Consider the following 26,226-nt stretch of genomic DNA (forward strand, 5'->3'; position numbering starts at 1 on the left):
AGCAGACGGAGCCTGCCTTTCGAACTTATACCTGCACTCTGGCGGGCCGACGCGAAATCAAGAAATGCGGTCCATTCGAAAGTTTTTCTTTATTCTGCAATTCGAACCAGGACGCCGGGATTCATCGTGCCCTGCGGGTCGAACGCGCCCTTCAGCCGCGCCATGAGTTCCCGCTCCACTGAACTGCGATTCCGCTCGGCCACGGCGATCTTGGCGCGCCCAAGCCCATGTTCCGCCGCGAAGCTGCCCCCCATCTCGGTAGCGAGCGCAGCCAGCGCCTCGGCAAATTGTCCCGCCTTGCCGTCGAAATCGGCGCGGCCTTCCGGCGGCGACACATTGTAGTGGATGTTGCCGTCGCCGAGATGCCCGAATGGGTTGATCCGCACGCCGGGCAGGATGTCGTCGCAAATCCCGGCGCCGGTCTCGATGAAGCGGGCGATGGCGCCCGGCGGCACCGAGATGTCGTGCTTCAACTGTTCGCCTTCCAGCCGCTGCCCCTCGGGTTGTTCCTCGCGCAGCCGCCAGAATTGCGCCCGCTGCGCGCCCGAATTGGCCAGCGCGCCATCCACGACCAGACCTTCCTCCATACCCCATTCCAGTGCCGAATCGAGGATCTCGTCCAGCGGAACGCGCGCCGAACCTGACGCCAGTTCGACGAGCAGGTAGACGTCGCCTCGTGTTTCCAGCTGGTAGGCGAGATCAGGCAGATTTTTGAGCGCCAGCGTCAGGCCGACATCGGAGAAGAATTCGAGCCCGGCAAGGAACTCGCCGGCCTCGCCGCGCAGATAGGTGCCGAAGGAAACGGCCGCGGCGAAGTCGGACATCACCAGAAGCGCGCTCGCCTGTTGTTTTGGGGTGGGATAGAGCCTGAGGACAGCGCGCGTGACGATGCCGAGCGTGCCTTCGGCACCGCAGAACAGCTTGCGCAGCTGATAGCCGGCATTGTCCTTCTGCACCGCGCGAAGGCCGTCCCACATCGCGCCGTCCGGGGTCACGATTTCGAGGCCGAGCACGAGGTCCTGCATCATGCCATAGCGAAACGCCTGGCTGCCGCCGGCATTGGTGCCGATCAGGCCGCCGATCCTGGCGCTGCCTTCGGCGCCGAGATGCATCGGGAACATCAGGCCATGCGGCTCCAGCGCGTCGTGCAACGCGGCGAGCACAACACCCGCGTCAACCGCAATCGACCCGCTCTCCGGATCCGGTTCGCCTATTCCCGTCATGCGCGAAAGCGAGACGATGATCGCGTCCGCCCGATCGGCGACGGCGCCGCCGCACAGGCCGGTGTTTCCGCCTTGCGGAATCACGGCCACGCCGCCCACCCGGCATGCCTTGACCACTGCGGCAACTTCGGCCGTGTTCGCGGGCCTGGCAACGCCCAAAGGCGCGACGCCATAGCGGTTCAGCCAGTCGCGCTGATAAGGCTCGGCGTCGGTGCCCGAAAGCCAGCCTTTCGGTCCGAGAATCTCGCGCAAAGCGGTGACGGGGTCAGTCATTTGCGATACCTGCGATGTGTGGCACGCCGCGTATAGACAGCAGCGGCGCCTGGCTCAATGACCCAGCACCTGCGACAGGAATTGCCGGGTGCGCTCGTTCCGGCAAGAGGTGAAGAACTGCTCCGGCGGCGCCTCCTCGACGATTTCGCCGCTGTCCATGAAAATGACGCGGTCGGCGACGCGGCGCGCGAAGCCCATCTCGTGCGTGACACAGATCATCGTCATGCCGTCCGAAGCAAGGGTCACCATGACGTCCAGCACTTCGGCGATCATTTCCGGATCGAGCGCCGACGTCGGCTCGTCGAACAGCATGAGCTGCGGCTGCATGCAAAGCGCGCGCGCAATCGCCACCCGCTGCTGCTGGCCGCCGGAGAGCTGTCCGGGAAATTTCGTCGCCTGCTCGGGAATGCGGACCTTCTCCAGATAGCGCCGGGCGGTCGCCTCGGCCTCGGCGCGCGGTCGCTTGCGCACGATCATCGGTGCGATCATGCAGTTCTCCAGCACGGTCATGTGCGGGAACAGGTTGAAGTGCTGGAACACCATGCCGACTTCGCGCCTGATCCCGTCAATGTTGCCGACATCGTCGTTGAGCTCGGTGCCGAGCACGGTGATGCGCCCGCCATTGTGCTGCTCGAGCCGATTGATGCAGCGGATCATGGTCGACTTGCCGGAGCCCGAGGGGCCGCAGACGACGATCTTTTCTCCGCGCTTCACGGAAAGGTTTATGTTCCGCAGCGCGTGGAAAGAGCCGTAGTATTTGTCCAGGTTCTCGATATGAACCGCGGCGCCAGATGACTGCGTCGAATTCACTTTGCGCGCCTCCCTACCGTTCGCCGACCGACATGCGGCGCTCGAGGTAAGCACCGTAGCGGGACAGGCTGAAGACGAAGACGAAATAGATCAACGCAATGAAGGCATAGACCTCGACATAGGCGAAGCGCCATTCGCCGGTGCCGTAGGCGGCATTGCCGGAAGCGAGGATCTCGAAGAAACCGACGATAACCACCAGCGAGGTTTCCTTGAACGAGATCACGAACTGGTTGATCGTCGCCGGCAGCGCGTTGCGCATGGCCTGCGGCAGGAGGATGCGGCCGATTCGCTGCCAGTAGCTCATGCCGAGCGCCATGGCGGCTTCTTCCTGGCCCTTCGGAACGCCCTGCATGCCGCCGCGCACGATCTCGGCCTGATAGGCCGAGAAGAACAGGGCCGAGCCGAGAATGACTCTGTACAGCTTGTCGCCTGCCATCCATTGCGGCAGCGCGAAAGGCAGCACGACGGCGAAGGTGAAGAGGATAGAGATGAGCGGCAGCGAGCGCACTCCGTCGATGATCAGGCCCGTGGTCCTGGATATCCAGGGCAGCTCCGAGCGGCGCAAGAGAGCCAGGCAGATCGCCAGCGGGAAGCCGATCAGGCAGGTGGTGACGAAGATGAAAAGGGTGAGCGCCAGCCCGCCCCAGGCTTCCTCGCCGACATAGGGAAGGCCGAGCACGCCGCCTTTCATCAGTACATAGTAGAGCGCCGTTCCGGCGCCCCAGACGAGCGCGATGCGGCTACCGGTCCAAAAGGCCGGGATGCAGCTCAGCACGGTCATGACCACGACGGCCACACAGGCCAAGGCCGAGCGCCATTGCTCCTCGAAGGGATAGAGGCCGAAGAGGATGATGCGCCACCTGGCGGCAATGACCGACCAGCAGGCTCCTGCCGCCGCCTGGCAGGCCTCGGGCCCGCCGCTGGTGGTGAACACCGCTGCGAACACCGCCCAGTTCAGCAGCTTCCAGAGAACGAAAGCCATGATCGCCAGCGATATCAGCGACAGCAGCGCCTGCAGCGGCGTGGCGAAGAAACGGCGCCTCACGTCTTCGAGCTTGCCAGGGGCAGGGGGAGCGACAATTACCATCTCCATCACTCACCCCCTCAACTGATTGCCCTTGAGGGCAATGGTTTTGTTGATGCGGTTGAACACGGCGGCCAGGCTGAGATTGATCGCCAGGAACCCTGCCATCAGGATACCGATCGCTTCCAGCGTCTGGCCGGAGTGGTTGATGGTCAGCGCCACGATCATGAAGAAGTCGGTGAAGCCCACCGCAATGCCCATGGTCGTCGCCTTCATCAGCCAGACATATTGGTTCGCGAGGATCGGCAGCATGGCACGCAGCGCCAGCGGCAGCCGCACCAGCGTGAACACGCGCCAGGGGCTCAGCCCCAGCGAAAGTGCGGCCTCCATCTGGCCCTTCCCGACGGCCTTGAAGCCGCCACGCACGATCTCGGCGATATAGGAGCCGCCATAGATGGCGATCGCGATGGCCAAAGCGGAAAATTCGGGAGGGATGCGCAGGCCACCCTTGAGATTGAGGCCTTGCAGGGCAGGGAAGTCGAGCAGCGGCAGGTCCGGCAGGCGGCCCAGCGCAAGGACAATGACTGCGCTGGCCAGTGCCGTCGCGGCCGCGGTCAGTTGAATGCCGAGCCGCTCGCCGGGCGGTTGGCTGAGGCGCGTGGTCCGGCCCAGCCAAACCGGCAGCGCGATCGCTGCGATTGCGGCAAGGAAAGCTGCCGCAAACGCGACGCCGCCGACATTGGGGACCGGGACATAGAGGCCGCGGCTGGTCAGCAGCATGCCGAAGGCCTCGTGCGCGGCGCGTGGCGTCGGCAGATGCGTAATGACGGCGTACCAGAAGAAGACCTGGAGGATCAGCGGGATGTTGCGGAAAATGTCGACATAGGTGCGGCCAAGCAGCCGCGCCAGCTCGTTCGAGGAGGTCCGCGCCAGGCCGACAATGGTGCCGACGATCGTCGCCAGGATCAGCCCGGTGCATCCCAGGAATAGCGTGTTGATGACGCCGATGAGGAAGAACCACCAGTAGGGGTCGTTGGCGGTGGCGGGCAGCAGCGAGAAGTTGACATCCCAGCCCGTCGACTTGAACAGGAAGTCGAAGCCGGAGGTGATGCCTTGCTGCGCCAGGTTCCGCCGGGCGATCATCACGCAGGCAAGGATCATCGCAGCAAGCGAGCCGACATAAAGAACCTGTAAAAGCGTATTGCGGACCCTCTGATTTCTTAGCAGGCTGACCATCATGGTCGTCCCCGAATTGTCGCCGGCTCCGCCTGGCGGTGCCAGGCGGAGCTCAGAGCGAGCTGCGTTGAGAGGTGGAGTCAGTCGATCACCAGCGGGAACAGGACGCCGCCATTGTTCCACAGGTTGGTCAGCTCGCGATCCATCTTGTAGGGCGACTCCTTGCCGAGATCGCGATCGAAGATCTCGCCGTAATTGCCGACCTTCTTGATCACGTTGTAGGCCCAGTCGTCAGGAAGTCCGAGACCCTTGCCCATGCCTGGCGCGGCACCCAGGAACTTGGCAACTGCCGGCGACGTGGGCTTGGCTTTGATCTCATCGACATTTTTGGACGTGATGCCTTCCTGCTCGGCGAAGAGCAGGGCGGAGAGCGTCCAGTTGGCGACGTCGACCCAGTTGTCGTCGCCTTGCCGTACGATCATGACCTCGGGTTCGACGGCGAGCACGTCGGGCAGGATCACGTGGTCGTCGACCTTGCCCTTGGCGACACGCGCGATTGCGAGAACTGGCCCCCACTGGGCATACATGTCGCAGCGCCCCGAGAAGTATGCTTGCTCGAGCTCTTCCGTCTTTTCGATGACGACAGGCTCCAGCTTGATCCCGACCTTCTGCGCATAGGCCGCGACCTGCTGCTCGATGGTCGTCCCCGCGGGGATGCAGATCGAGCCGCCATCGGCGTCCTTGAGCGACTTCAGATTGAGCTCCTTATGCGCCATCACCTTGGTCGTTCCGAGGTAATAGGACATCGAGAATTGCAGGCCGAGCTCGGTATCTCGGCTGAGCGTGCCGCCCGACGCCTTGATGATGATGTCGACGTCCCCCGACTGCAGCGACGGCCAGCGCTGCGCCCAGCTGATCGGGACGATCTTCAGCTTGGCCGGGTCGCCGAACACGGCGGTCGCCACCGCCTTGCAGAGGTCGATGTCCATGCCCTTCCAGTTGCCCTTGTCGTCTACCTCGGCGAAGCCGAGATAGGAGCCGTCATGGCCCGTGCAGTTGAGCAAGCCGCGCGCGTTCACCGTTTCCAGCGTCTTGCCGCCCGCCGCCTCGGCAGGCGCCGCAAAATGAACCAGGCCAAGGGCCATGGCTGCGGCCCCCCATTTCATCATTTTCATGTTTGTTGTCTCCACTGTTGAGGTTCACTTGTTCTTGTTGTTGGAGGCCCGAAACACGCGCTTCGGCCCTCGGTCGCGAAGCCGCTCCTAATCGGAGAGCGGTGTCGGTTTCGGCAGAGAAAGCTTGAGGTCGCTGCCCCAATCCTGCTGGACGAGCCAGCGATGCAGGGCGGCCACCGCCTTCACGCGCAGATGCCCGCGCGGCATGACGAGGTAGAAGCCGGGGACTTCTTCCGGCTTCATGTCCGAGAGGGCGTCACGGCCAAGTGGCGCGACCAGCGCGCCCGACCTGAAGTCCTCCTCGGCATCGATGATGGAAACCAGGCCGACACCGATGCCTTGGAGCGTCGCACGGCGCATGGTGGCGGCGTCATCGAACCCGATGCTGCGGTCGCCCTCAGCCAGTTCCACTCCGAGGTGCCGCAATATGTCGGGCCACAGCCGCTTCGACTTGACGGTGTCCAGCAGCGTGAACCGCGTCAGGTCCTGCGCCGACTTGATCTTCTCGCCGATCGCCGGGGTACAGCATATGATCTTCGGGTCCGGCACCAGCAGCGTGGTCTCGTAGTCCGGCCAGTTGCCATAGCCCCACTGCACCGTCATATCGATGTCGTCACGCCCGAAATCGGGCAGGTCGACCATCGTCGTCAGGCGCAGATCAGCGCCCGGCAGGATCTCGCGGAACAATGAAAGCCTGGGCAGCAGATAGTGCGTTGCGAAGTAGGGGCTCGCATTAAGATTGATGCGGTCCCGGTAGTTCGATTTGGTGACGCGGCGAACGCCTTCGGAAAATTCGTCGAAGCCGGCTTTGACATAGTGCGAGAGCAAGATCGCTGACTCAGTCAGCTCGATCGAGCGCCCCTTGCGCTCGAACAGCGTCACCTGCAGCGTGTCTTCCAAAAGCTTGATCTGCTGACCGACGGCTTGCGGCGTCACCAGGAGCTCGTCGGCGGCCTGCCGGAAGCTCTTGTGCTGTGCGACGGCGTGGAAGACGCGAAGCGCATTGAGCGAAGGAAGGCGAAGCTTGCCGGTCATCGTGAAGTCCGCCTCCTTTCGTTCGAGACTCCGTTGATCATGCACTGCTGGATTTCAGACGCCGCCGGCTTATGAAAACCGATTCAGGCGTAGATGTAACCGCCTGAGACGATTACGTTTTCACCGGTCATATAGGTGTTCTTCGGGCCGCCGGTCATGAGCACCCACTCGGCGACCTCGGTCGGCTCGGCGCCGCGGCCGAGCGGGCTTGCCTTGGCCAATTCCTCGAGAAAACCGAGCGCCTTGGCCTTCTCGGTGGCCATGCCGGCGGGCGCGACGGAATTCACCAAAATCCCGTCCTTGGCGACGTGATGGGCAAAGGAGCGCGTGAGGCTGACGACGGCGGCCTTGGTCGCCGCATAATGGGCGTTCTGCGGGTGCGCCTTGAAGGCGTCGACGGAAGTGAGGTTTACGATCCTTCCACGCACATGCGCTTTTGGCTCTTGCGACTGCATGTGGCGAACGGCCGCCACCATCATGTGGTACGTGCCCTTGATGTTGATGCCGTTGGAGGCGTCCCACTCGGCGTCGGTGATCTCGAGGAGCGGACGCCGAGGATAGATCGCGGCGCAATTGATCAGCGTGTCGACGCGCCCGAGCTTCGCGACAATGGCGTCGAAGGCGGCGTGACACTGCGGTCCGACCTGGATGTCGCAAGCTGCGGCAGCCGTGGGCAGGCCCTTGGCTTTCGCCGCGTCGAGAGCGCTCTCAGCGGCTTCCTGGTTGATGTCGATGATGCCGATCTTTGCCGCCCCGGCCTCCACAGCCATGCGGGCGAGAAGGGCGCCAAGGCCGGCGCCGCCGCCGACGATCAGAACGGAAAGATCCTTCATTGCAGTTTTCCTTACTTGGTGCCGCTGGGCGAGGTCGGCCAGGTCGGCATGATGTCGAAACGAGTAACGTCGGCCCATGCGGGGAGCGCCAGCACAGCGACGACCATCCTGCCCACGTCGTCCGGCTGCACTACTTTTCCGGCGTACATCGCCGCCCGGGCGTCGGCGTCGAGGATGTCATTGTAGAGCTGCGTCTCGACCCGACCGGCGACGATCTCGGTGACGCGTATGCCGGACGGCGAGAGGTCGGCGCGCAAGGCAGCGGCAAAGCCGGAGATCGCCGCCTTGGTGGCCGAATAGACGGCGATGTTGGAATAGGCCGCGTGGCCGGCGGTGGAGCCGGTGAACAAGATGTGGCCTGACTGGCGCTCCCGCATCTGCGGCGCGACGAGGCGGGTGAGCAGGATCGCCGCGCTGAGGTTCACCTCCAACGTGGTGTCGATGTCTGCGATCGTCATGTCGGCGAAATTGCCGAGCGGCGGCATGATGCCGGCGTTGTTGATCAGCACATCGATGGTGAGATCGGCCAGGACCGATTCCAAAGCCTCGCGGTCGGTAACGTCAACGGCGATCGGCAGGATGCCAGGACGCACGGCCTGCAGTTCTTTCAGCGCCGCCTGGCTCCGACCGACCGCATAGACGTCGTAGCCGGCGTCGCTCAACGCGATGGTGATGGCTCGCCCAATGCCGCTCGTCGCACCTGTGATGAAGGCTGTCGTCACGTGGGCTTCCCCTATTGCCTGATCTTAGTCTGCGGCCTCGACCGGTGCCGCGAAACCAAGAAAAGCAGCAAAAAGGAAAGATAAACTTTCGAGAGCCTTTCCGGCAGCTCAAACGTTCCACGCTGCCTGCGCGGCCTCCAACGCTGCGAACCAAAGGAAAACAATCCCGTCGGCGCGCGGGAGAGGGTTTCCGGTCGCCGGTGGAACAAAAACACGGCTTTCGCAACGCGCGGCAAGTCGCATTCGGTGCTCACGCGAAGGATCGAACCCGTCCCGGCCTTAACCGGCCGTTGGCGCAGGCCTTTTCATTTTGGTGAAGAGCGAGGCTGCGGCGGCCTTTTGCTCCGCGTCGGTCGCCTCGACTCCGGAAGCCCGCGCGAGGGCGCGAACGCGCCCGAGGCTGTTGTGCAGATGCTTGCGCATGGCCTGGCGGGCCTTGCCGCCATCCTGTCTTTCGATGGCATGGACGATGGCTTTGTGCTCGCTGTGGATGCGCGCGTAATAGCTGTCCTTCAGGGCCGGCTCGACGACGTAGCCGAGTTGGAAGCGCGGCACGATCATCGGCCCGAGATAGGCCAGGAAGCCATGGATGAATTCGTTGCGCGCGGCCTTGGCGATCGCGAGGTGGAAATCGTAGTCGTAGTGGATCTGGACCGCTGCCGGGTCGGCCTGCTGCGCGTCGATGTCATCCATCATGGCACGGATGGCGCTCGCCTCCTTGTCGGTGCGGCGTTCGGCGCAGAGCCCGGCGGATTCGACTTCGACGCTCAACCTGAGTTCGAGCAAGGCGATGGTTTCCGGCAAGGTTCTCAGCGCCTCGTCCGGGATCGAGAAATTGCGCGGCACGGGTGTTTCGCTGACGAACATGCCGCGACCCTGCTGCGGCACCACCATGCCCTCGGAGCGCAGCCGCGCCACGGCTTCGCGCACGACGGTGCGGCTGACATCGTATTCGGCGCAAAGCTCCGCCTCGGTCGGCAGTTGCGCGCCCGGCTGCAACTCACCGGAGCGGATTTTTTCGGCCAGGCTCTCCGCCACGACGGTGGAAAGCGGCTTGCGCTTCGTCATGCAGGCCTTCCGTTCAAGTCCAGACTAGGGCCGTTCAAGTTCAGATTCGGGATGATGCCCGAACCGGCGAGACCATTCAAACCGCCGCGGTGACGATCAGTTCGACCAGCATGCCGGGCTTGGCCATCCGCCCCTCGCCGGAAGAGCGTGCCGGCGCATGCTCTTTCGGCATCCAGGCGTCCCAGACCGCATTGACCTCGTCGAAATCCCGCACGTCGTCCAGCCACATCTGGACGTGGAGGATGCGGGTCTTGTCGGTGCCGGCCTTGGCGAGCAGGACATCGATCTTGGCGAGCACCTCGCGCATCTGGTCGGCCGCCGGTTGGCCCGGCTTGGCAACCTGGCCGGTCAGGTAGAGCGTGCCGTTGTGGATGACGCCATGATGGATGCGGGTGTCGAAGTCGAAGCGTTGGATATCGCCCACTGGATCTTCCTCGTCAGATTGCCGGCGTCTGCCGGATGGGGTTGCCCTGCAGGTACTGCGCGTACGGCGCCTGGACGAGCCAGCCCGCATCGACGGGCAGCGTGACGCCGGTGATCGAGGCGGCACGGTCGGAGCAGAGGAACAGCGCCGCCTCAGCGACATCGCGCGGCTCGACGAAGCGGCGCAGCGCGGTGGTGGCCTGAATCGCTTCCGGGTTGCGTTCGCCCTTGGCGATCCTGGCCTTCAGCCCGTCGGAGAGGGTATAGCCCGGCGCTACGGCGTTCACACGGACTCCATGCGGGCCGAGTTCGGCAGCCAGGATCTGGGTGAGCGCCAGCACTGCATGCTTTCCGGGCGTGTAAGCCGGAAGCGACAGCGGCGCGAAGGAGGCGAGCGAGCCGACATTGAGGATCGCGCCGCGCCCGGCGGCCGACATCAGCCGGCCGAACAGCTGGCAGCCAAGCAGCGTGCCGCGATAGTTGATCCGCCACATCTGCTCGTCTTCGGTGAGGTCCTGGTCGAGCACATGCTTGCCGCTCTGCAGGATGCCGGCGCAGTTGACCACGACATGAGGGGTGCCGAACGCATTGCTGACGTCTTGCGCCAGCGCCTCGACGGAAGCGGGATCGCCGACATCGGTCTGGACAAACGCGGCGCGTGGGGCGCCGGCGCTCTCGCAGGCCTCGGCGGCTTCCTTGCCGCGGCTCGCGTCCCGGCCTGCGACGACCACCTGGTAGCCTTCCTCGGCGAAGCGCTCCGCAATAGCGCGGCCGATCCCGGACGTGCCGCCGATGACGACCGCGGTCGAAGCCTCAGCCATTGTGGCGCTCCTTTCGCTCGATGTCGAAGAATGCGGCCATGGCCTCGACCTGGAAGTCCATCATCGGGCGTCCGGGCTGGATGCGGCAGCCGATCTCTTTCGCCGCCTTGAGCAGGGCCGTTTCGGCCGGCTCCATGATGATGTCGACCACGGTCATCTCCGGCGTCAGCTTGTTCACATCCATCGGCAGCGGATCGCCGGCCTTCAGCCCGGAGGGCGTCGCGTTGATCGCCATGTCCATTCCGGACGGATCGGGTTCGCCGACCTCGATGCGGCAATCGGGGAACGACCTGCTGACCAGCGAAGCGAGCTTTTGCGCGCGTTCCCTGTCGATGTCGGCGAGGCGGATCTCCGTCGCGCCTTCCTCGGCGAGGCAGTAGGTCAGCGATGCGCCCGCACCGCCTGCGCCGACCTGGAGGATGCGCCTGCCGGCGATCCGGTGTCCGCCGGCCTTCAAGCCGTCGATGAAGCCGACGCCGTCGAAATTGTCGGCATACCAGGTGCCGTCCGCCTGCCGGCGCACGGAATTCGCGCTCTGCACGCGCGCGGCGCGATCGTGGGCGGCGGCGCATTTGTGGTAGACCGGGACCTTATAGGGCACCGAGATGATGACGCCGCGGATGTTCTCCGCCGCCGTGATGCCGGCCCAGAAAGTATCGAAGTCTTCCGGACGGCAGCTCAGCGGCACCATCAGGCTGTCGAGCCCCTTCTGCTCGAAGATCTCGTTGAAGATGCCAGGGCTTTTCGCGTGGCCCACGGGATGGGCCAGCATGACGAAGACATCGGCCTTGCCGGTTCCGCGCATCGGTTACTCCTTTCCGTTTGACAGTTCATGATCGCTCAGGACCTCGAGAGCCCGGACGAGCGACGAGTGGTCTGCTTCCGCGCCGCCCGGGCGGGCCGCACAGGCATTCATCAGTTGCTGCGCCAGCGCCGTGCTCGGCAGGGCGGCTCCAAGCGCGCGGGCGCTTTCGAGCGCGAGGTTGAGATCCTTCTGGTGCAAGCGGATGCGGAAGCCCGGCGCGAAGGTGCGGGCGATCATGCGCTCGCCATGCACTTCGAGCACGCGGGACGAGGCGAAGCCGCCCATCAGCGCGCTTCGGACCTTCGCCGGATCGCAGCCCGCTTTACTGGCAAAAACAAGCGCTTCGGCAACGGCTTCTATGTTGAGCGCGACGATGATCTGGTTGGCTATCTTGCAGGTCTGGCCGGCGCCGTTCTTCTCGCCGATCAGGGTGATATTCTTGCCGAGCTTTTCGAAGATGGGCAGCGCGCGCTCGAATTCGGCAGCCGGCCCGCCGACCATGATGGTGAGACTCGCCGCTTTTGCGCCGACCTCGCCGCCGGAGACGGGTGCGTCGAGGAAGCCGCCTCCCGCTTCCCTGAACTTTGCCGCGAATTGCGCGGTGGCGATCGGGCTGATCGAGCTCATGTCGATGACCAGCTTGCCGGCTGAAATCCCTTCGAGCACGCCACCCGGCCCGAGCAGGACGCGCTCCACGTCGGGCGTATCGGGCAGCATGGTGATGATGATTTCGCAAACCCGCGCCACTTCCGCCGGGGAAGCCAGCACCGACGCTTTCAGATCGGCAGGCAGAGGAGAGCGATTGAGCACTGTGACGATCTCGTGCCCGGCATCGGCAAGATGCCGCGCCATAGGCGCGCCCATAACGCCAAGTCCGATGAAGCCGATTTTCATGCGCAACTCCCGTGCTCGCCAGAGCGTCTTGCAGCTCGATGGAGGCGTATGATATAGGACATCATACAAATTTCAATGCCCCTTCCACTGGGAGACCGATCGCAAATGCAAGAGCGCGTCAATTCGCTGAAGGCGGCCGTTAAGGCCGGCCGGCCTCATATCGGCATCTGGTGCTCGCTGGCTTCAGCGCTGACCACAGAAGTGGTGGCTGGCTCCGGAGCGGGCTGGCTGCTGATCGACGGCGAGCACAGCCCCAACGATCTGCGCAGCATCATGGCGCAGCTTCAGGTCGCGGCGGCATTTCCGTGCGAGGCAGTGGTGCGCCTGCCGTCCGACGATCCCAACCTGATGAAGCAGGCCCTGGATGTCGGTGCTCGCAGCCTGATGATTCCGAATGTGCGCACGCCGGACCAGGCGCGCGCAATCGTCGCGGCGATGACCTATGCTCCGGGCGGCTTCCGCGGCTTTTCGGTCGGCCACCGCGCCAACGCCTTCGGCCGCATCGCCGGTTATCATGCGAAAGCGCGCGAGCAGCAGCTGCTGGCCGTGCAGATCGAGGACGCGGCCGGCGTCGCCAATGCGGCTGAGATCGCAGCGGTGGAAGGCGTGGACGTTCTGTTTGTCGGGCCCGGCGATCTTTCCACGAATATGGGCGCGATGGGCAATCCCGGCGCAGCGCAGGTGCAGGAAGCGATCGCGTCCGTGCGCAGGGCCGCGGCCGCGGCAGGCAAGGCGAGCGGGATTTTGGCTCCCGTGAAGGCGGACGCCGACCGTTATCTCGCCGACGGCTTCACCATGGTTGCCGTCGGTTCCGACCTCGGCCTGCTGGCGCGGGGCTCGGACGCCCTGATTGCGTCCTTCAACCGCTAGACCCGGGAGACGGCCGTGGCGATCCCCCCTTACAAAGCACCCTCGCGCTACGCCTACGACATCGTCATCGTCGGCGGCGCGGTCATCGGCTCTTCGACGGCCTATTGGCTGAGCCAGGCGTTGGGCAGCGGCGCCTCGATCCTCGTCGTCGAGCGCGACTCCAGCTACGAATTCTCCTCGACGGCGCTCTCCACCAGCGCCATTCGCCAGCAATACTCCAATCCGATCAATGTGAAGATCAGCCAATTCGGCATCGAGATCATCCGCGGTTTCCAGGAGCGGATGGCGCCCTTCTACATGAACGAGCCGGCGCCCGATCTCGGCTTCAAGGAACACGGATATCTCTATTGCTGCTCGCCGGAAGGCGTGGAGGCGGCCAAGGAGCGTGTCGAACTGCAGCGCAGCCTCGGCGCCCACACCGTCTTCCTTGAGCCGGGTCCGCTGAAGGAACGCTTCCCCTGGCTGAATGTGGACGACCTCGGCGGCGGTTCGTGGGGTGCGCGCGAAGAGGGCTGGTTCGATTCCATGGGCATGTTGAACGGCTTCCGCCGCGCCGCCCGCGCCAGCGGGGTCGAGTACATCGACAATGCCGTGACCGGACTGGATGTCGTCGATGGGCGGGTTGTCTCCGCTCGGCTGGCGACCGGCGAGACAGTCGCTTGCGGAACCCTGGTCAACGCCGCCGGCCCGCGAGCGCAGCAGGTCGCTGCCATGGCCGGCCTTTCCATCCCGGTAGCCCCGTACAAGCGCTACAGCTTCGTCTTCGCCAGCGCCAACCCGATCCCTGGGCGAATGCCCAACGTCATCGACCTTTCCGGCACTTTCGTGCGCCCGGAAGGCGAGCTGTTCCTCACCGGCAACACGCCGCAGGGCGACGGGCCGGCCGATTACGACGATTTCGAAATGCATTTCGAGGAGTTCGACGACTATATCTGGCCGGCGCTGTGGCACCGCATTCCGGCCTTCGACGCGCTCAAGGTCCAGACCAGTTGGACCGGCCACTACGAATACAACATGCTCGACCACAACGGCATCGTCGGCTTTCACCCGGAGGTGAAGAACTTCATGTTCGCCAACGGCTTCTCAGGGCACGGCCTGCAGCAGTCGCCGGCGGTCGGGCGGGCGGTGTCGGAGCTGATCGTTCACGGCGCCTTCCAGACGCTGGACCTGTCACCGTTCTGTTACGAGCGCATCCCGCGCAACGAACCGTTCCTGGAAGAAGCGGTGATCTGAGCTGTTCCGGAGAATTTCACTCGGCGGCCTGAACGTGCCGGGCGTCGATGATCGCCCTTATCTCCGAGCGGCACGACCCGCAGTTGGTTCCGGCGCGCAGCGTGGAGCCGATCGCCTCCAGACTGTCGCAGCCCGCAGCGACCGCCGAAGCGAGCTGGTTGGCGCCGACGTGGAAGCATGAGCACACGATCCGCCCGATGGCGGGCATCGGCGCTGGTGAACGCCCGGAAAGAAGCGCATGGCGATCGGCTGGCGACAGCGGCTGGCGGGTGGCCAGCAGCGAGACCAGCCAGTCCCGCGTCGGCAACTGGTCTGGAGCGGCGACGAGGACGGCCTCAGCCATGGCGCCGCCTTCGTCGATCGCAGCGGCGCGATAAGCGAGCCCGCGGCGGTCGGTGTATTCGAGCAGTTGATCCTGCCGTTGGACGCCGAGCAGCTTGCGCGCCAGAAGAATGCCCTGGTCCGGCGGCTCGGTCCCCGTCAGTTCGTAGACCCAGCCGCCTTCGACCGTGTAGCGGCTCCAGTGGACGAAACCCGTCGGCCTGAGATTGCGCCGCGTGATGAGCACGCCGGCCCATCCAGTGTTTTCGCGCACGATTCTGGCTGGGACATGCTTCAGTTCCGGCTGGCCGGAATGCGGGTCGGTAACAGGCGAGGACAGCAGGCCGGCGGCGGCCCTGGCCGCGAACTGGCCGCTCCAATGCATGGGCATGAAGGCATGGCCGCGCCGCTGCGCGTTGGCCACTCGTACTCTCGCGCGCACGAAGCCGAAGCGCGTCGACAAATGGGCAAGGTCGCCATCCTTGAGCTGGTGCGCGGCTGCATCCGCCGGATTGAGGTCGACCGCCGGTTCGGGCGCGTTGGCCATCAGGCGCGGCACGGTGCCGGTACGCGTCATGGTGTGCCATTGGTCGCGCAGCCGGCCCGTGTTCAGGGCAAGCGGATAGTCCGCATCGACTGTGAACGCCGTCGCCTCCTGCCGCACCGGCACGAAACGCGCACGGCCGTCCGGTGTCGGGAAACGACCGTCCGCAAACAATCTCGTCTGGTACTCGCGCGATTCTGGTGCCGGCCAGTGGCGCGGCGCGAAGCCGGCATAGCCCGCATCGCTGAGGTCCATCAGGCCGCCCAGATCGAACAAGCGCCCCCCATTGTTCTCGAAAGCCGAGAGCGCGGCATGCTCGCGGAAGATTTCGGCCGGCGTCTGGTAGGCAAAAGCATCGCCGAAGCCCATGCGCGCGGCGACCTCGCAGATGATGCGCCAATCGGCTTTCACTTCGCCCGGCGACGGCACGAACGGCCGCTGACGCGAGAGGCGCCGTTCCGAATTTGTGACCGTGCCGTCCTTCTCGCCCCAGGCAGCGGCGGGCAGCAGCACGTCGGCATAGCGCGTGGTGTCGGTGCGGGTCACATCCGAAACCGCGACGAAATCGCATTTGGACAGGGCGGCGCGCACGCGCGACGCGTCCGGCATGCTCACCGCGGGATTAGTGCCCATGATCCACAGCGCCTTGATGCGGCCGTCGGCAACCGCCTGGAACATGTCCACGGCCTTCAGCCCGCCGCGTCGCGCGATTCCGGGCGCCTTCCAGAAGCGGGAGACCCGCTCGACAGCGGCCTGATCCGCGAAGTCCATGTGCGCGGCAAGTTGGTTGGCGAGGCCCCCCACCTCGCGGCCGCCCATGGCGTTCGGCTGGCCCGTGACCGAGAACGGCCCCATGCCTGGCTTGCCAATGCGGCCGGTGGCGAGGTGGCAGTTGAGGATGGCGTTGACCTTGTCGGTTCCATGTGCCGACTGGTTGACGCCCTGGCTGTAGACGGTGACCGTCCGTTCGGTGCCGGCGAAGATCTCATAAAGGGCCTGGACATCCGTGGCCACCAGCCCGCAGCCTTTTGCGACGCGCGCGATCGACGGCGCATCGGCACCGGCCAGCGCGGCAGCGGCTTCGAAGCCCGATGTGCTGGTGCGGATGAAATCCGCGTCGATCTTTCCGCTCTGGACGAGATGCGCCAGAAGGCCGTTGAACAAGAGCACGTCCGTGCCCGGATCAAGCGCCAGGTGCAGGTCGCATTCGTCGGCCGTGGCGGTGCGGCGCGGATCGATGACGACGATCCTGGTTCCGCGTTCGCGCTGCGCCGCGAGCATGCGCTGGTAGAGCACGGGGTGGCACCATGCGGTGTTGGAGCCGGTGAGCACGATCAGATCGGCGTGCTCGAAATCCTCATAGACACCGGGGACGATGTCCTCGCCGAAAGCGCGGCGGTGGCCGGCGACCGACGACGCCATGCACAGCCGCGAATTGGTATCGATATTGCCCGAGCCGATGAAGCCTTTCATCAGCTTGTTGGCGAGGTAGTAATCTTCGGTAAGCAACTGGCCGGAGACATAGAAGGCGACCGAGTCCGGCCCATGCTCGGCAATCGCGTCCGAGAATTTCGCGGCGACGAGGTCGAGCGCTTCGTCCCAACTCGTCTGCCTGCCTTGGATTTCCGGCTGAAGCAAGCGGCCATCGAGGCCGAGCGTCTCGGCAAGCGCGGCACCCTTAGAGCAAAGGCGGCCGAAATTGGCCGGGTGCTCGGGATCGCCGCGGACGGTTGCCTTGCCACCCGCGGCGATCTCGGCCACCACGCCGCATCCCACCCCACAATAGGGGCAGGTGGTCCTCACCTCGCGTGCTTCTTCCATGGCTCAGGCCGCTTTCGAGGCCAACGGTTCGAGCGCAATGAACAGCCGTTCGCCTTCGATCCTGACCGGGATCGTCCTAACCGAGCCTTCGTCGGCGCCGAGCGCCTTGCCGGTCTCCAGCGAGATCACCCAATTGTGCAGCGGGCAGGTCACCGCCGCGCCATGGACGATGCCCTGGCTGAGCGGCCCGCCTTTGTGCGGGCAATGGTCTTCGATGGCGAAGACCTTGTCATCCGCGGTGCGGAAAACAGCGATCTTGCCTTGCGGGGTGGCCACGCAACGCGCGCCGCGGCGAGGGACGTCGGAAACGGAGCCGATTGCGATCCAGTTCATTGGGACACTCCCGTGTTTGCTTGATAGGCGAGCGTCCAGGATGGCGCGAACTTCTCCATCACTCGGCCGCCTCGGCGAACCCGACCGAGGCCAGCGGCCGGAACTCGTGCTTGTCCTTGCCGGAGACGCGTTCGGACCACGGGTCGACCTGCGCGAATTTCTGCGAAAAGACGAAGCGCTCGAAATAAGCGCGGCGCTTCTCCACGTCATCCAGGATCTGCTTTTTGATCTCGGCGGTACCGACGCGCTTGGCCCATTTGTAGATGCGCTCGAGGTAGCGGGCCTGCTCGCGATACATCTGGACAAGCGCCACGATCACCTCCAGCGCTTCGTCTTCGGTCTTCACCAGGCCGAGCACTTCGGTCCCCTTGATGTCGAGGCCGGCGGCGCCAGCGAAGTGGATCTCGTAGCCAGAGTCGACGCAGACCACGCCGACATCCTTGCAGGTCGCTTCCGCGCAATTGCGCGGGCATCCCGAGACTGCCATCTTCACCTTGGCTGGGGTCCAGGAGCCCCACATGAACTTCTCGATGCGGATGCCCAGCCCCGTCGAATCCTGCGTGCCGAAGCGGCACCAGTCGGAGCCGACGCAGGTTTTGACCGTGCGCAGGCCCTTGGCATAGGCATGACCTGAGACGAAGCCAGCCTTGCCGAGATCGGCCCATACCGCAGGCAGGTCCTCCTTGCGGATGCCAAGCATGTCGATGCGCTGGCCGCCGGTCACCTTCACGGTCGGAATGTCGAACTTATCGACCACGTCGGCGATGGCGCGCAATTCACCGGCGCTGGTGACGCCGCCCCACATGCGCGGCACGACCGAATAGGTGCCGTCCTTCTGGATGTTGGCGTGCACACGCTCGTTGATGAAGCGCGACTGATAGTCGTCGGCATATTGGTCCGGCCAATCGCAGACCAGATAGTAGTTGAGCGCGGGCCGGCACTTCGCGCAGCCGCAGGAGGTCTTCCATTCGAGCTCCTGCATGATGGCCGGTATCGTTTTTAACCCCTTCGCCTTGATCAGGCGCCGCACGTCGTCATGACCGAGGCTCGTGCAGCCGCACATGGGCTGCACGGCCGCCGGATTGTAGGCCTCGCCCAGCGTGAGTTTCAGGAGTTGTTCGACGAGACCCGTGCACGAGCCGCACGAAGCCGAGGCCTTGGTGTGGGCGCGCACGTCGTCGAGCCCGGTCAGCCCTTTGCCGGTGATCGCGCCGGTGATCTTTCCCTTGCAGACGCCGTTGCAGCCGCAGATTTCCGCATCATCCGCCAGTGCCGCAACGGCCGCCAAAGGGTCCGAGGAAGCGCCTCCCTGGAATGCCTGGCCGAAGATCAGCGTGTCGCGCATCTCCGAGATGTCGGTCGCCTTCTTCTTCAAATCGTTGAACCAGGCGCCGTCGGCGGTCTCGCCGAACAGCACCGTGCCGATGATGCGGTTGTCCTGCAGCACGACCCGCTTGTAGATGCCGGCCGATGCGTCGCGCAGGATGATCTCCTCGCGGTCGTCGCCGTCGGCAAAGTCGCCGAGCGAATAAAGGTCGATGCCGGTGACCTTGAGCTTGGTCGGCGTGTCGGAATGGACGAAGAGCCTGTCCTCGCCGTTCGCCAGCCCGGCTGCCGCGACGCGGGCCATCTCGTAGAGGGGCGCGACCAACCCGTAGACATGGCCGCCGACCTCGGCGCATTCGCCGAGCGCCATGATCGCCGGATCGGATGTCTGCATGCGGTCGTCGACGACGATGCCGCGATTGACTTCCAGCCCTGCGTCCTTGGCCAGCGCGATATTCGGGCGGATGCCGACCGCCATCACGACCAGCGTCGCCGGAATGATCGTGCCGTCCATGAGTTCGACGCCCTCGACTTTGCCATTGCCGACAATGGCCTTGGTGTTGGCCTTGGTCATGACCTTGATGCCGCGCGCCTCGACGGCCTTCTGCAGCAGATAGCCGGCAGCCGGATCGAGCTGGCGCTCCATCAGTGTCGGCATGACGTGCAGGACGGTCACGTCCATGCCGCGCTCTTTAAGCCCGGCCGCCGCTTCAAGGCCGAGCAAGCCGCCGCCGATGACGATCGCCTTGGCGCGCGACTGCGCGGCAAGCAGCATGGCGTTGACGTCGTCGAGATCGCGGTAGCTGAGCACGCCCGGCAAGTCCTTGCCCGGCACCGGGATGATGAACGGCACCGAGCCGGTGGCGATGATCAGCCTGTCGTAGCCTTCGGTCACGCCGTGGTCCGAGGTGACGGTCCTCGCGTCGCGGTCGATGGCGACGATCCTGTGGCCCTTGTAGAGGGTGATGCCGTGCTTGATGTACCAGCCGTCGCCATGGATGACGATTTCGTCGAACTCCTTCTCGCCCGAAAGCACCGGCGACAGCATGATGCGGTCGTAATTCACGCGCGGCTCGGCGTTGAAGATGGTGACGGCGTAGCGGTCGGGTGCGGCTTCCAGCAGGTGCTCGAGCATCCTGCCGGGGGCCATGCCGTTGCCGATGATGACGAGTTTCTCGCTCATGTCCGGTCAGCTCCGATCTATTCGGCGGCGTAGGTGAGGGGCGCGGGCTTTACGGCGGCCGCGCGCTCCATCCGGCGGATGGTGGCGTGCATCCAGAGAAGGCACGAGACCACGATGACGAAGAGCAGCATGAAGCAGCTCGACCAGACGCCGGTGAGGTCGTTCAGCGCGCCGAAGGCGATCGGCAGGATGAAGCCGCCGAGGCCGCCGATCATGCCCACCACCCCGCCGACCGCGCCGACGCTCTGCGGGTAGTAGACGGGGATGTGCTTGTAGACGGCGGCCTTGCCGAGGCTCATGAAGAAGCCGAGCACGCAGGCGACGGCGATGAAGGCGAGCGGGCCGATCTCGACATGGAACGGGATCGGCCCGCTGATGCCGCGCACGACGTAATCTGCCGAGGGGAGAGACAGAACGAGGGTCGCGACGGCAGATACGACGAAGGTCCAATAGAGCACGGTACGGGCGCCGATGCGGTCGGAAAGCACGCCGCCATAAGCGCGGAAAATGCTTGCGGGGATTGAATAGGCGGCGCCGATCATGCCGGCGGTGGCGATGCCAAGGCCATAGACGCCAATCAGATAGCGCGGCAGCCAGAGCGACAGCGCCACGAACGCACCGAAGGAAAAAAAGTAGTAGAAGGCGAAGCGCCAGACCTGAAGGTTCATCAGCGGCGCGAATTCCTGCCAGAAGCTTCTCGCCGTTACTGCCTTACCGGCACGGCGCTCGCGGATGACCGGATCGTCGCTGGTCATGAACCAGAACACGCCGGCCATGACAACCAGCGCCGCGGCCCAGATCAGCGCGACCGACTGCCAGCCCCAGGCAATCAGCACGAGCGGCGCCAAGAACTTGGTGACCGCGGCGCCGACATTGCCAACGCCGAAGATGCCGAGAGCCGTGCCTTGTTTGCGCGCGGGGAAGAAGCGCGAGACATAGGCGACGCCGACCGCGAAGGAGCCGCCGGCAAGCCCGACGCCGAGCGCCGCGACCAGCATCTGCTCATAGGTGTGTGCAAAGGCGAGCAGGAAGGTCGCGACCGCCGCCGCGAGCATGGTCATGGTGTAAACCAGCCTGCCGCCGTAGCGGTCGGTCCAGACGCCGAGCACCATGCGCACGAGCGAGCCGGTGAGGATCGGCGTGCCGACCAGCAGTCCGAACTCGGTCTCGTTCAAGCCGAGCTCCTGCTTTATACGCACGCCGATGATGGAGAAGATCGTCCACACCGCGAAGCAGACGGTGAAGGCGATAGTGGAGATGAGGAGCGCCTGCCGGGAGCTACTGTCCTGGCTGGGCGCGGCTTGGAGGTTTGCGGTCATGGTCGGCTCCGTTTGCGGCGTGGAGGCACCGCGTGTTGTGTTGATCAGAGGCTCGGCATCGGTCAGCGCGCCGAGGCTGGGATCTGCGCGGTCACTTGCGGACCCTTGGCCTCTCTGTTGTGATTGGTTGGGAACAACAGGAGCGCGGCGGCGAACAGCACCGCCGTCAGGATGCTGCTCGCCAGGAAATCGCGGCGGGTGAAGTCCTTCAGGGAAGCGCCAGTTCCGATCCGTTTCGTCATCGTCGTCTCCGTTCGGCGCCGCCTGGGATCGGCGCCGTCGATTGCGTTTCGGTCCAAAACAAAAAAGCTGCCGACCAGGCCTGTCGCGTCCGTACATCCGGGATCGCGCGTCGACCTGAGCGGCAGCTTTGCCTGTGGCGCCCGCCATTGGACGCCTGTTCTATTGCCCGCGAGGGGCGCGATTATCTTAAAGCACGAAGCGTGCCAGTTTTGCGTGGAAGACGGATTTCCAGGAGAATCAAAGCGGTAGGCGCTTCAGGCGCCGGCCCGGCCGAGCCGAGACACGGTCAAACGTTGATCAACGGAGCGGGCAGGGCGCACAAATTTTGTGCAATGCACAAGAATGGCGCGCAAATGATCAGTCGCGATTCTGGGCCGCGATGTAGGCATCGATCCGATCGGGATCGAAGATCTGGCCGTCGAAGAACCCGTCCGGGCCGAGCACAAGGCTCGCCCCGGCCGAGCCGACCGGCGTCGCGGTCTTCAGCGCGCCTTCCACTTTGGCGTTGGCGCCGGGCAGGGCCACGCCGAGCGGCTTCAGCGCCGAGCGGTAGAGATCGGGCCGGTAGCAGTCGCGGGCGATCGCTAGGTTTTGCGGTGTATGCGGCAATTGTCCCCAGCGCACCATCTGCGTGTAGAACCAGAGCGCATGGCTCTTCCAGGGAAAGTTCGCCGCCTTGTCGAAGGGCAGGAAGAAAGCCTCAACGCTGCGATCCGGGCCGCCGCCGAGCTGAAGTCGCCCGGTGAGTGCCGGCATCTGGATCGCCTCCGGCTGCCCGAGGAACGCAGGCTTGGCCATCAGCGCGGCCAGCGCGTCGCGGTTCACCGGATCCTGGCACCAGCGCGCGGAGTGATGCAGCGCTCTCAGCAGCGCCGCCAGCGCGTCGGGGTTTTCCTCGGCCCAGCTTCTGCGCGCGCCGATCACCTTTTCCGGGCTGTTGCGCCACAGCAGCGCCTTGACGGTGACGATGCGGCCGGTGCCGGCGGCGACGGCGGCACTGTTCCAGGGCTCTCCGACGCAATAGCCGTCGATGCGGCCGGCGGAGAGCGCATCGGCCATGAAGGGCGGCGGCACGATGACGATCTCGACATCGCGGTCGGGATCGATGCTGCAGGCGGCGAGCCAGTAGCGCAGCTCGTAATTATGCCCGGAATGCGGATGGACGACGGCGAAACGCAAAGGCTCGCGGCCGGCGGCCGCCCGCTCGCGGATCAGAGCGCCAAGCGCCGTCCCGGCGCGCGCCGGATCGAGATCGGGCGCGGCCCCGTGCGCCGACATGCCTTGCCACACCGCACTGGAGACGGTGACGCAGTTGCCGCCAAGCCCGAGCGAGAAGGGCACTATGGTCTCCGAGGCAAGCGGCGTGAGGCCGAGGCTGCAGGCGAGCGGCATCGGCCCCAGCATATGTGCCACGTCGAAATGGCCGATGGCGATGCGGTCTCGGATGTTGGCCCACGAGGTCTCGCGATGCAGCTTGAGCTCGATGCCTTCGCGGGTGGCAAAGCCCATCTCGCCGGCTGCTACAAGGACGGCGCTGTCGAAGAGCGGCATGAAGCCGGCGGTGATCTGGTGCGCGGCAGTCATGCTTATTCGCCCTCCAGCGGTCCCAGCAATCCCGCCGCCGTCACCAGGCTCTGGGCGATGTCGGCGATCTTGCGGTTCTGGTTCATGGCGGTCTTGCGCAGAAGCGCGTAGGCGGCCTCCTCGCTCAAGCCGCGCGATTTCATCAATATGCCTTTGGCGCGATCGACGACCTTGCGGTTCTCGAGCTCGCTGCGCGCCTCCTCCAGTTCGCGCGCCATGCGCGAGAAGGCGTTGAAGCGGCTGATCGTCATGTCAAGAATCGGCTTGATGCGCTCCTTCTTCAGCCCGTCGACCACATAGGCGGACACGCCGGCTTCGACCGCCGCCTCGATCGAGGCCCGGTCGGAGCGGTCGACGAACATAGCGATCGGCCGTTTCACTGCTCGCGAAAGCTGGAACATGTTCTCCAGCATGTCGCGGTTGGGGTTTTCGAGATCGATGACGATGACATCCGGCTCGATCTCGGCGATGCGCTTGGCAATGCCGGCCACGTCATGAACAACGGTGACATGGCGATGGCCGGCGTCCCGCAATCCGGCCTCAATGATCGAGGCGCGGATGCGGTTCTCGTCGATAACAAGGATGGTCAACGAACCAGCGGACATGCGCCCTATTGTGCAGCCCGGCCGGAATTGTGCAATGCGGTAGCGTGGTCCGCGGCGACTTTCCCACGCCCAAACGCCGCCGGCCAGTCGCCGATATTCGAAGCTTCTAATTTTCGAAGGCAGGTTTTTCGCTGGGCCAAAAAGGTCAAAAACGTATCAGTCGGCGCGGCGTGGCGAGGTGGCGGACATCCTTGGCCGCCGCTATCCTGACCCTAGATGAGCCGGAACAAACGGCCGCGGTTCGAAGGCTGGCGACAGCCTGCGGGAGGAATCGATGGGACCCGATCTGGAAGTCATACAGATAAGGCCTGGCGAGTCGTTCGCGGTGAGGTGGCATGGCTATCCCTACCATACGGTGCGCTGGCATTTTCATCCGGAGTACGAACTGCACCAGATCGTGGCGACCAAGGGCCGCTATTTCGTCGGCGACTTCATCGGCGAGTTCGAGGTCGGCAACCTCGTTCTCACCGGTCCCAACCTGCCGCACAACTGGATCAGCGAGGTTCCGGAAGGTCAGTCAGTTCCGCTGCGCTGCAGGCTGGTCCAGTTCAGCGAGGAATTCATCGGCGGCGCGATCGCCACTTTTCCCGAGCTTGGCGCGGTCTCGCCACTGCTCGAGCTCGCGCGGCGCGGCGTCCTGTTCAGCGCCAGTGTGAGCAGGGCGGTCATGCCGTTGCTGGCGGAGATCACTCATGCTTACGGCGTTCACCGGATCAGCCTGTTCATGTCGATCATGGAGGCGCTGAGCCGCGAAACTACGCCGCGCGTGCTCGCCAGCGAGAACTATCTGCCGGACCCGTCCGGATACATGTCTGCGGGCATGAACCAGGCGCTCGCCTATATCCGCGAGAACCTGACCCAGCAATTCAACGAAGGCGATCTGGCGGCAATCGCGGGACAGACGCCGAGCGCCTTCTCGCGCTCGTTTCGCAAGCATACCGGCATGTCGCTGCTGCAGTACATCAAGCGGCTGCGCATCAACCTCGCTTGCCAGATCCTGATGAGCGACGAAGAGGCTCAGATCTCGGACATCTGCTTCGAGGTCGGCTTCAACAATCTGTCGAACTTCAATCGCCAATTCCTGGCCGAGAAGGGCATGCCGCCTTCGCAGTTCAGGAGATTGGTTGCGGATAATTTCGCGGCCGCGCGCGCCGCATAGAAAGGAGTTCGGGAGGAGAAACAAGCCTTAGACAAGAACCAGGACGAAGCGGTGGGTCGCGCAAGCGAACCAGCGATGGACGAGTATTTCCTCGTGTTGCCAGCGGGAGGAAGCCGTGAGGCTGCTGCACGAGTTCACTGGACTTCCAATCGGGTGCGCGAGCAGCATCCGCGGCTCGATGTCGAAGTCCGTTTAGATCACACAATGGGAATTGGAGAAGACCTTATGTCCAGATACGTGTCCAGATTGACAGCAGCCGCGATGGCCGTCTCGAGCCTCGCTCTTGGGGCGACTTTTGCCAATGCGCAGGATATCGCCGGCTCCACGGTCGCGTTCCTGATGCCCGACCAGGGCTCGACGCGTTACGAAGAGCATGATCATCCGGGCTTCGTCGCTGAAATGAAGAAGCTTTGCGACAGCTGCAAGGTGCTCTATCTCAATGCCGACGCCGACGTCACCAAGCAACAGCAGCAGTTCAACTCCGTCATCACCCAGGGCGCGAAGGTTGTCGTGCTCGACCCGGTCGATTCCGCGGCGGCGGCCTCGCTGGTGCACAATGCGCAGGCTCAGGGCGTCAAGGTGATCGCCTATGACCGTCCGATCCCCACGGCCAAGGCCGATTTCTATGTATCGTTCGACAACAAGGCCATCGGCAAGGCGATCGCCGCCTCGCTGGTCGAGCATCTCAAGGCCAAGGGCGTGTCGAGCGACGGCGATGTCGGCGTGCTGCAGATCAACGGCTCGCCGACCGACGCCGCGGCGGGCCTGATCAAGGACGGCATCCATGAGGGTCTCAAGACCGGCAGCTACAAGACGCTCGCCGAGTTTGACACGCCGAACTGGGCGCCTTCGAATGCCCAGCAATGGGCGGCGGGACAGATCTCGCGCTTCGGCAACAAGATCGTCGGCGTGGTCGCCGCCAACGACGGCACGGGCGGCGGCGCCATTGCCGCCTTCAAGGCAGCCGGCGTCGATCCGGTGCCGCCGGTGACGGGCAACGACGCGACGATCGCCGCCTTGCAGCTCATCATTGCCGGCGACCAGTACAACACTATCTCCAAGCCGAGCGAAATCGTCGCCGCGGCGGCGGCAAACGTTGCTGTGCAGCTTCTCAAGGGCGAGACTCCGAAAGCCGAGACAACGCTGTACGATACGCCCTCGCAACTCTTCGTGCCGGCGGTGGTGACGCAGGAGAATTTGAAAGCCGAAATCATCGACAAGAAGATCCAGACCGCAGCCCAGCTCTGCACCGACCGCTACGCCGAAGGCTGCAAGAAGCTCGGCATTCAATAAGGAGCGATGCGGCTGAAGCCGCATCGTCTGCCAGAAGCGATGCGGCCCAAGGGTGCATCGTCTTCGAGGAGCGAGGCGGCGGAGCCGTATCGTCTCCAACAGCGATGCGG

General features: G+C 64.5%; 24 protein-coding genes. 4 read left to right on the top strand and 20 right to left on the bottom strand.

All coding sequences use genetic code 11. From position 1 onward, the window contains the following. Nucleotides 1-89 precede the first annotated feature (89 nt). The 13 genes from A9K66_RS24710 to A9K66_RS24770 all read right to left on the bottom strand — a co-directional run bounded on the left by A9K66_RS24710 (nt 90) and on the right by A9K66_RS24770 (nt 12,282). Nucleotides 90-1,496, bottom strand: a complete 1,407-nt coding sequence (locus tag A9K66_RS24710; RefSeq protein WP_067328779.1) for an FAD-binding oxidoreductase — start codon at nt 1,494-1,496, stop codon at nt 90-92. Between the two features lie 54 nt (nt 1,497-1,550). After that, the gene (locus A9K66_RS24715; RefSeq protein ID WP_067328781.1) at nt 1,551-2,306 is read right to left on the bottom strand and encodes an amino acid ABC transporter ATP-binding protein; all 756 of its coding nucleotides are present in this window, start codon (nt 2,304-2,306) and stop codon (nt 1,551-1,553) included. Nucleotides 2,307-2,319: 13 nt separating this feature from the next. Beyond that, nucleotides 2,320-3,399: an amino acid ABC transporter permease gene (locus A9K66_RS24720; protein WP_067328783.1), complete on the bottom strand. Its 1,080-nt coding sequence runs from the start codon at nt 3,397-3,399 to the stop codon at nt 2,320-2,322. Nucleotides 3,400-3,402: 3 nt separating this feature from the next. Continuing rightward, complete coding sequence (locus A9K66_RS24725; RefSeq protein WP_245307678.1) at nt 3,403-4,569, bottom strand: ABC transporter permease subunit; 1,167 nt, start codon at nt 4,567-4,569, stop codon at nt 3,403-3,405. A gap of 77 nt (nt 4,570-4,646) precedes the next feature. Beyond that, complete coding sequence (locus tag A9K66_RS24730; RefSeq protein ID WP_082954069.1) at nt 4,647-5,681, bottom strand: amino acid ABC transporter substrate-binding protein; 1,035 nt, start codon at nt 5,679-5,681, stop codon at nt 4,647-4,649. Between the two features lie 87 nt (nt 5,682-5,768). Further along, nucleotides 5,769-6,716, bottom strand: a complete 948-nt coding sequence (locus A9K66_RS24735; RefSeq protein WP_067328785.1) for a LysR substrate-binding domain-containing protein — start codon at nt 6,714-6,716, stop codon at nt 5,769-5,771. Between the two features lie 83 nt (nt 6,717-6,799). Next, a complete protein-coding gene (locus tag A9K66_RS24740; RefSeq protein WP_067328787.1) occupies nt 6,800-7,549 on the bottom strand; it encodes an SDR family oxidoreductase in 750 nt (249 codons plus the stop codon). Between the two features lie 11 nt (nt 7,550-7,560). After that, the gene (locus A9K66_RS24745; RefSeq protein WP_082954070.1) at nt 7,561-8,271 is read right to left on the bottom strand and encodes an SDR family oxidoreductase; all 711 of its coding nucleotides are present in this window, start codon (nt 8,269-8,271) and stop codon (nt 7,561-7,563) included. 279 nt (nt 8,272-8,550) lie between these two features. Beyond that, entirely contained in the window at nt 8,551-9,339 is a 789-nt protein-coding gene (locus tag A9K66_RS24750) for a FadR/GntR family transcriptional regulator (RefSeq protein ID WP_067328791.1), read from the bottom strand. Nucleotides 9,340-9,415: 76 nt separating this feature from the next. Then, on the bottom strand, nt 9,416-9,763 hold the full coding sequence (locus A9K66_RS24755; protein WP_067328794.1) for a RidA family protein: 348 nt from the start codon (nt 9,761-9,763) through the stop codon (nt 9,416-9,418). A 13-nt stretch (nt 9,764-9,776) separates the two neighbouring features. After that, complete coding sequence (locus A9K66_RS24760; RefSeq protein WP_067328796.1) at nt 9,777-10,583, bottom strand: SDR family oxidoreductase; 807 nt, start codon at nt 10,581-10,583, stop codon at nt 9,777-9,779. Beyond that, nucleotides 10,576-11,388, bottom strand: a complete 813-nt coding sequence (locus tag A9K66_RS24765) for a shikimate dehydrogenase (protein ID WP_067328798.1) — start codon at nt 11,386-11,388, stop codon at nt 10,576-10,578. The genes A9K66_RS24760 and A9K66_RS24765 overlap by 8 nt, the downstream gene beginning before the upstream one ends. A 3-nt stretch (nt 11,389-11,391) precedes the next feature. Next, nucleotides 11,392-12,282 carry a 2-hydroxy-3-oxopropionate reductase gene (locus A9K66_RS24770; protein WP_067328800.1) on the bottom strand — a complete coding sequence of 297 codons (891 nt, stop codon included), beginning with the start codon at nt 12,280-12,282 and terminating at the stop codon, nt 11,392-11,394. Between the two features lie 105 nt (nt 12,283-12,387). On the opposite strand from A9K66_RS24770, the gene A9K66_RS24775 reads away from it, so the two are divergent. Together A9K66_RS24775 and A9K66_RS24780 are read left to right on the top strand one after the other, a co-directional pair. Then, nucleotides 12,388-13,152: an aldolase/citrate lyase family protein gene (locus A9K66_RS24775; protein ID WP_067328803.1), complete on the top strand. Its 765-nt coding sequence runs from the start codon at nt 12,388-12,390 to the stop codon at nt 13,150-13,152. Nucleotides 13,153-13,167: 15 nt separating this feature from the next. Next, complete coding sequence (locus A9K66_RS24780; RefSeq protein WP_067328805.1) at nt 13,168-14,385, top strand: FAD-dependent oxidoreductase; 1,218 nt, start codon at nt 13,168-13,170, stop codon at nt 14,383-14,385. A gap of 16 nt (nt 14,386-14,401) precedes the next feature. Here A9K66_RS24780 and A9K66_RS24785 read toward each other — a convergent pair whose 3' ends face one another. From A9K66_RS24785 to A9K66_RS24815, 7 genes are all read right to left on the bottom strand, one after another. After that, nucleotides 14,402-17,071 carry a nitrate reductase gene (locus A9K66_RS24785; protein WP_067328808.1) on the bottom strand — a complete coding sequence of 890 codons (2,670 nt, stop codon included), beginning with the start codon at nt 17,069-17,071 and terminating at the stop codon, nt 14,402-14,404. Between the two features lie 3 nt (nt 17,072-17,074). Beyond that, nucleotides 17,075-17,404 carry a nitrite reductase small subunit NirD gene (gene nirD / locus A9K66_RS24790; protein WP_066992140.1) on the bottom strand — a complete coding sequence of 110 codons (330 nt, stop codon included), beginning with the start codon at nt 17,402-17,404 and terminating at the stop codon, nt 17,075-17,077. A 58-nt stretch (nt 17,405-17,462) separates the two neighbouring features. After that, nucleotides 17,463-19,913, bottom strand: coding sequence for a nitrite reductase large subunit NirB (gene nirB, locus A9K66_RS24795; protein WP_067328810.1), 2,451 nt, complete (start codon nt 19,911-19,913; stop codon nt 17,463-17,465). A 17-nt stretch (nt 19,914-19,930) separates the two neighbouring features. Continuing rightward, a complete protein-coding gene (locus A9K66_RS24800) occupies nt 19,931-21,232 on the bottom strand; it encodes a nitrate/nitrite transporter (protein ID WP_067328812.1) in 1,302 nt (433 codons plus the stop codon). A gap of 62 nt (nt 21,233-21,294) precedes the next feature. After that, nucleotides 21,295-21,474: a hypothetical protein gene (locus A9K66_RS24805; RefSeq protein ID WP_067329136.1), complete on the bottom strand. Its 180-nt coding sequence runs from the start codon at nt 21,472-21,474 to the stop codon at nt 21,295-21,297. 358 nt (nt 21,475-21,832) lie between these two features. Then, nucleotides 21,833-23,059, bottom strand: coding sequence for a CmpA/NrtA family ABC transporter substrate-binding protein (locus A9K66_RS24810; RefSeq protein WP_067328813.1), 1,227 nt, complete (start codon nt 23,057-23,059; stop codon nt 21,833-21,835). Nucleotides 23,060-23,061: 2 nt separating this feature from the next. Beyond that, a complete protein-coding gene (locus tag A9K66_RS24815) occupies nt 23,062-23,664 on the bottom strand; it encodes an ANTAR domain-containing response regulator (RefSeq protein WP_066992153.1) in 603 nt (200 codons plus the stop codon). Nucleotides 23,665-23,938: 274 nt separating this feature from the next. Here A9K66_RS24815 and A9K66_RS24820 point away from each other — a divergent pair, with 274 nt between their 5' ends. Further along, the gene (locus A9K66_RS24820; RefSeq protein ID WP_066992353.1) at nt 23,939-24,823 is read left to right on the top strand and encodes an AraC family transcriptional regulator; all 885 of its coding nucleotides are present in this window, start codon (nt 23,939-23,941) and stop codon (nt 24,821-24,823) included. A 225-nt stretch (nt 24,824-25,048) separates the two neighbouring features. Beyond that, entirely contained in the window at nt 25,049-26,116 is a 1,068-nt protein-coding gene (locus A9K66_RS24825; protein WP_066992156.1) for a sugar ABC transporter substrate-binding protein, read from the top strand. The last annotated feature ends 110 nt before the right edge of the window (nt 26,117-26,226 follow it).

Source organism: Mesorhizobium sp. AA23, assembly GCF_001672435.1.
Taxonomy (GTDB): domain Bacteria; phylum Pseudomonadota; class Alphaproteobacteria; order Rhizobiales; family Rhizobiaceae; genus Mesorhizobium.

Coding starts and splice junctions, on each gene's coding strand:
- A9K66_RS24770 (WP_067328800.1), bottom strand. CDS start 12,282: ATGAAAATCGGCTTCATCGGACTTGGCGTTATGGGCGCGCCTATGGCG.
- nirD (WP_066992140.1), bottom strand. CDS start 17,404: ATGAACTGGATCGCAATCGGCTCCGTTTCCGACGTCCCTCGCCGCGGC.
- A9K66_RS24810 (WP_067328813.1), bottom strand. CDS start 23,059: ATGACTGCCGCGCACCAGATCACCGCCGGCTTCATGCCGCTCTTCGAC.
- A9K66_RS24775 (WP_067328803.1), top strand. CDS start 12,388: ATGCAAGAGCGCGTCAATTCGCTGAAGGCGGCCGTTAAGGCCGGCCGG.
- A9K66_RS24760 (WP_067328796.1), bottom strand. CDS start 10,583: ATGGCTGAGGCTTCGACCGCGGTCGTCATCGGCGGCACGTCCGGGATC.
- A9K66_RS24735 (WP_067328785.1), bottom strand. CDS start 6,716: ATGACCGGCAAGCTTCGCCTTCCTTCGCTCAATGCGCTTCGCGTCTTC.
- A9K66_RS24740 (WP_067328787.1), bottom strand. CDS start 7,549: ATGAAGGATCTTTCCGTTCTGATCGTCGGCGGCGGCGCCGGCCTTGGC.
- A9K66_RS24720 (WP_067328783.1), bottom strand. CDS start 3,399: ATGGAGATGGTAATTGTCGCTCCCCCTGCCCCTGGCAAGCTCGAAGAC.
- A9K66_RS24785 (WP_067328808.1), bottom strand. CDS start 17,071: ATGGAAGAAGCACGCGAGGTGAGGACCACCTGCCCCTATTGTGGGGTG.
- A9K66_RS24730 (WP_082954069.1), bottom strand. CDS start 5,681: ATGAAAATGATGAAATGGGGGGCCGCAGCCATGGCCCTTGGCCTGGTT.
- nirB (WP_067328810.1), bottom strand. CDS start 19,913: ATGAGCGAGAAACTCGTCATCATCGGCAACGGCATGGCCCCCGGCAGG.
- A9K66_RS24750 (WP_067328791.1), bottom strand. CDS start 9,339: ATGACGAAGCGCAAGCCGCTTTCCACCGTCGTGGCGGAGAGCCTGGCC.
- A9K66_RS24765 (WP_067328798.1), bottom strand. CDS start 11,388: ATGCGCGGAACCGGCAAGGCCGATGTCTTCGTCATGCTGGCCCATCCC.
- A9K66_RS24820 (WP_066992353.1), top strand. CDS start 23,939: ATGGGACCCGATCTGGAAGTCATACAGATAAGGCCTGGCGAGTCGTTC.
- A9K66_RS24725 (WP_245307678.1), bottom strand. CDS start 4,569: ATGATGGTCAGCCTGCTAAGAAATCAGAGGGTCCGCAATACGCTTTTA.
- A9K66_RS24825 (WP_066992156.1), top strand. CDS start 25,049: ATGTCCAGATACGTGTCCAGATTGACAGCAGCCGCGATGGCCGTCTCG.
- A9K66_RS24815 (WP_066992153.1), bottom strand. CDS start 23,664: ATGTCCGCTGGTTCGTTGACCATCCTTGTTATCGACGAGAACCGCATC.
- A9K66_RS24805 (WP_067329136.1), bottom strand. CDS start 21,474: ATGACGAAACGGATCGGAACTGGCGCTTCCCTGAAGGACTTCACCCGC.
- A9K66_RS24710 (WP_067328779.1), bottom strand. CDS start 1,496: ATGACTGACCCCGTCACCGCTTTGCGCGAGATTCTCGGACCGAAAGGC.
- A9K66_RS24800 (WP_067328812.1), bottom strand. CDS start 21,232: ATGACCGCAAACCTCCAAGCCGCGCCCAGCCAGGACAGTAGCTCCCGG.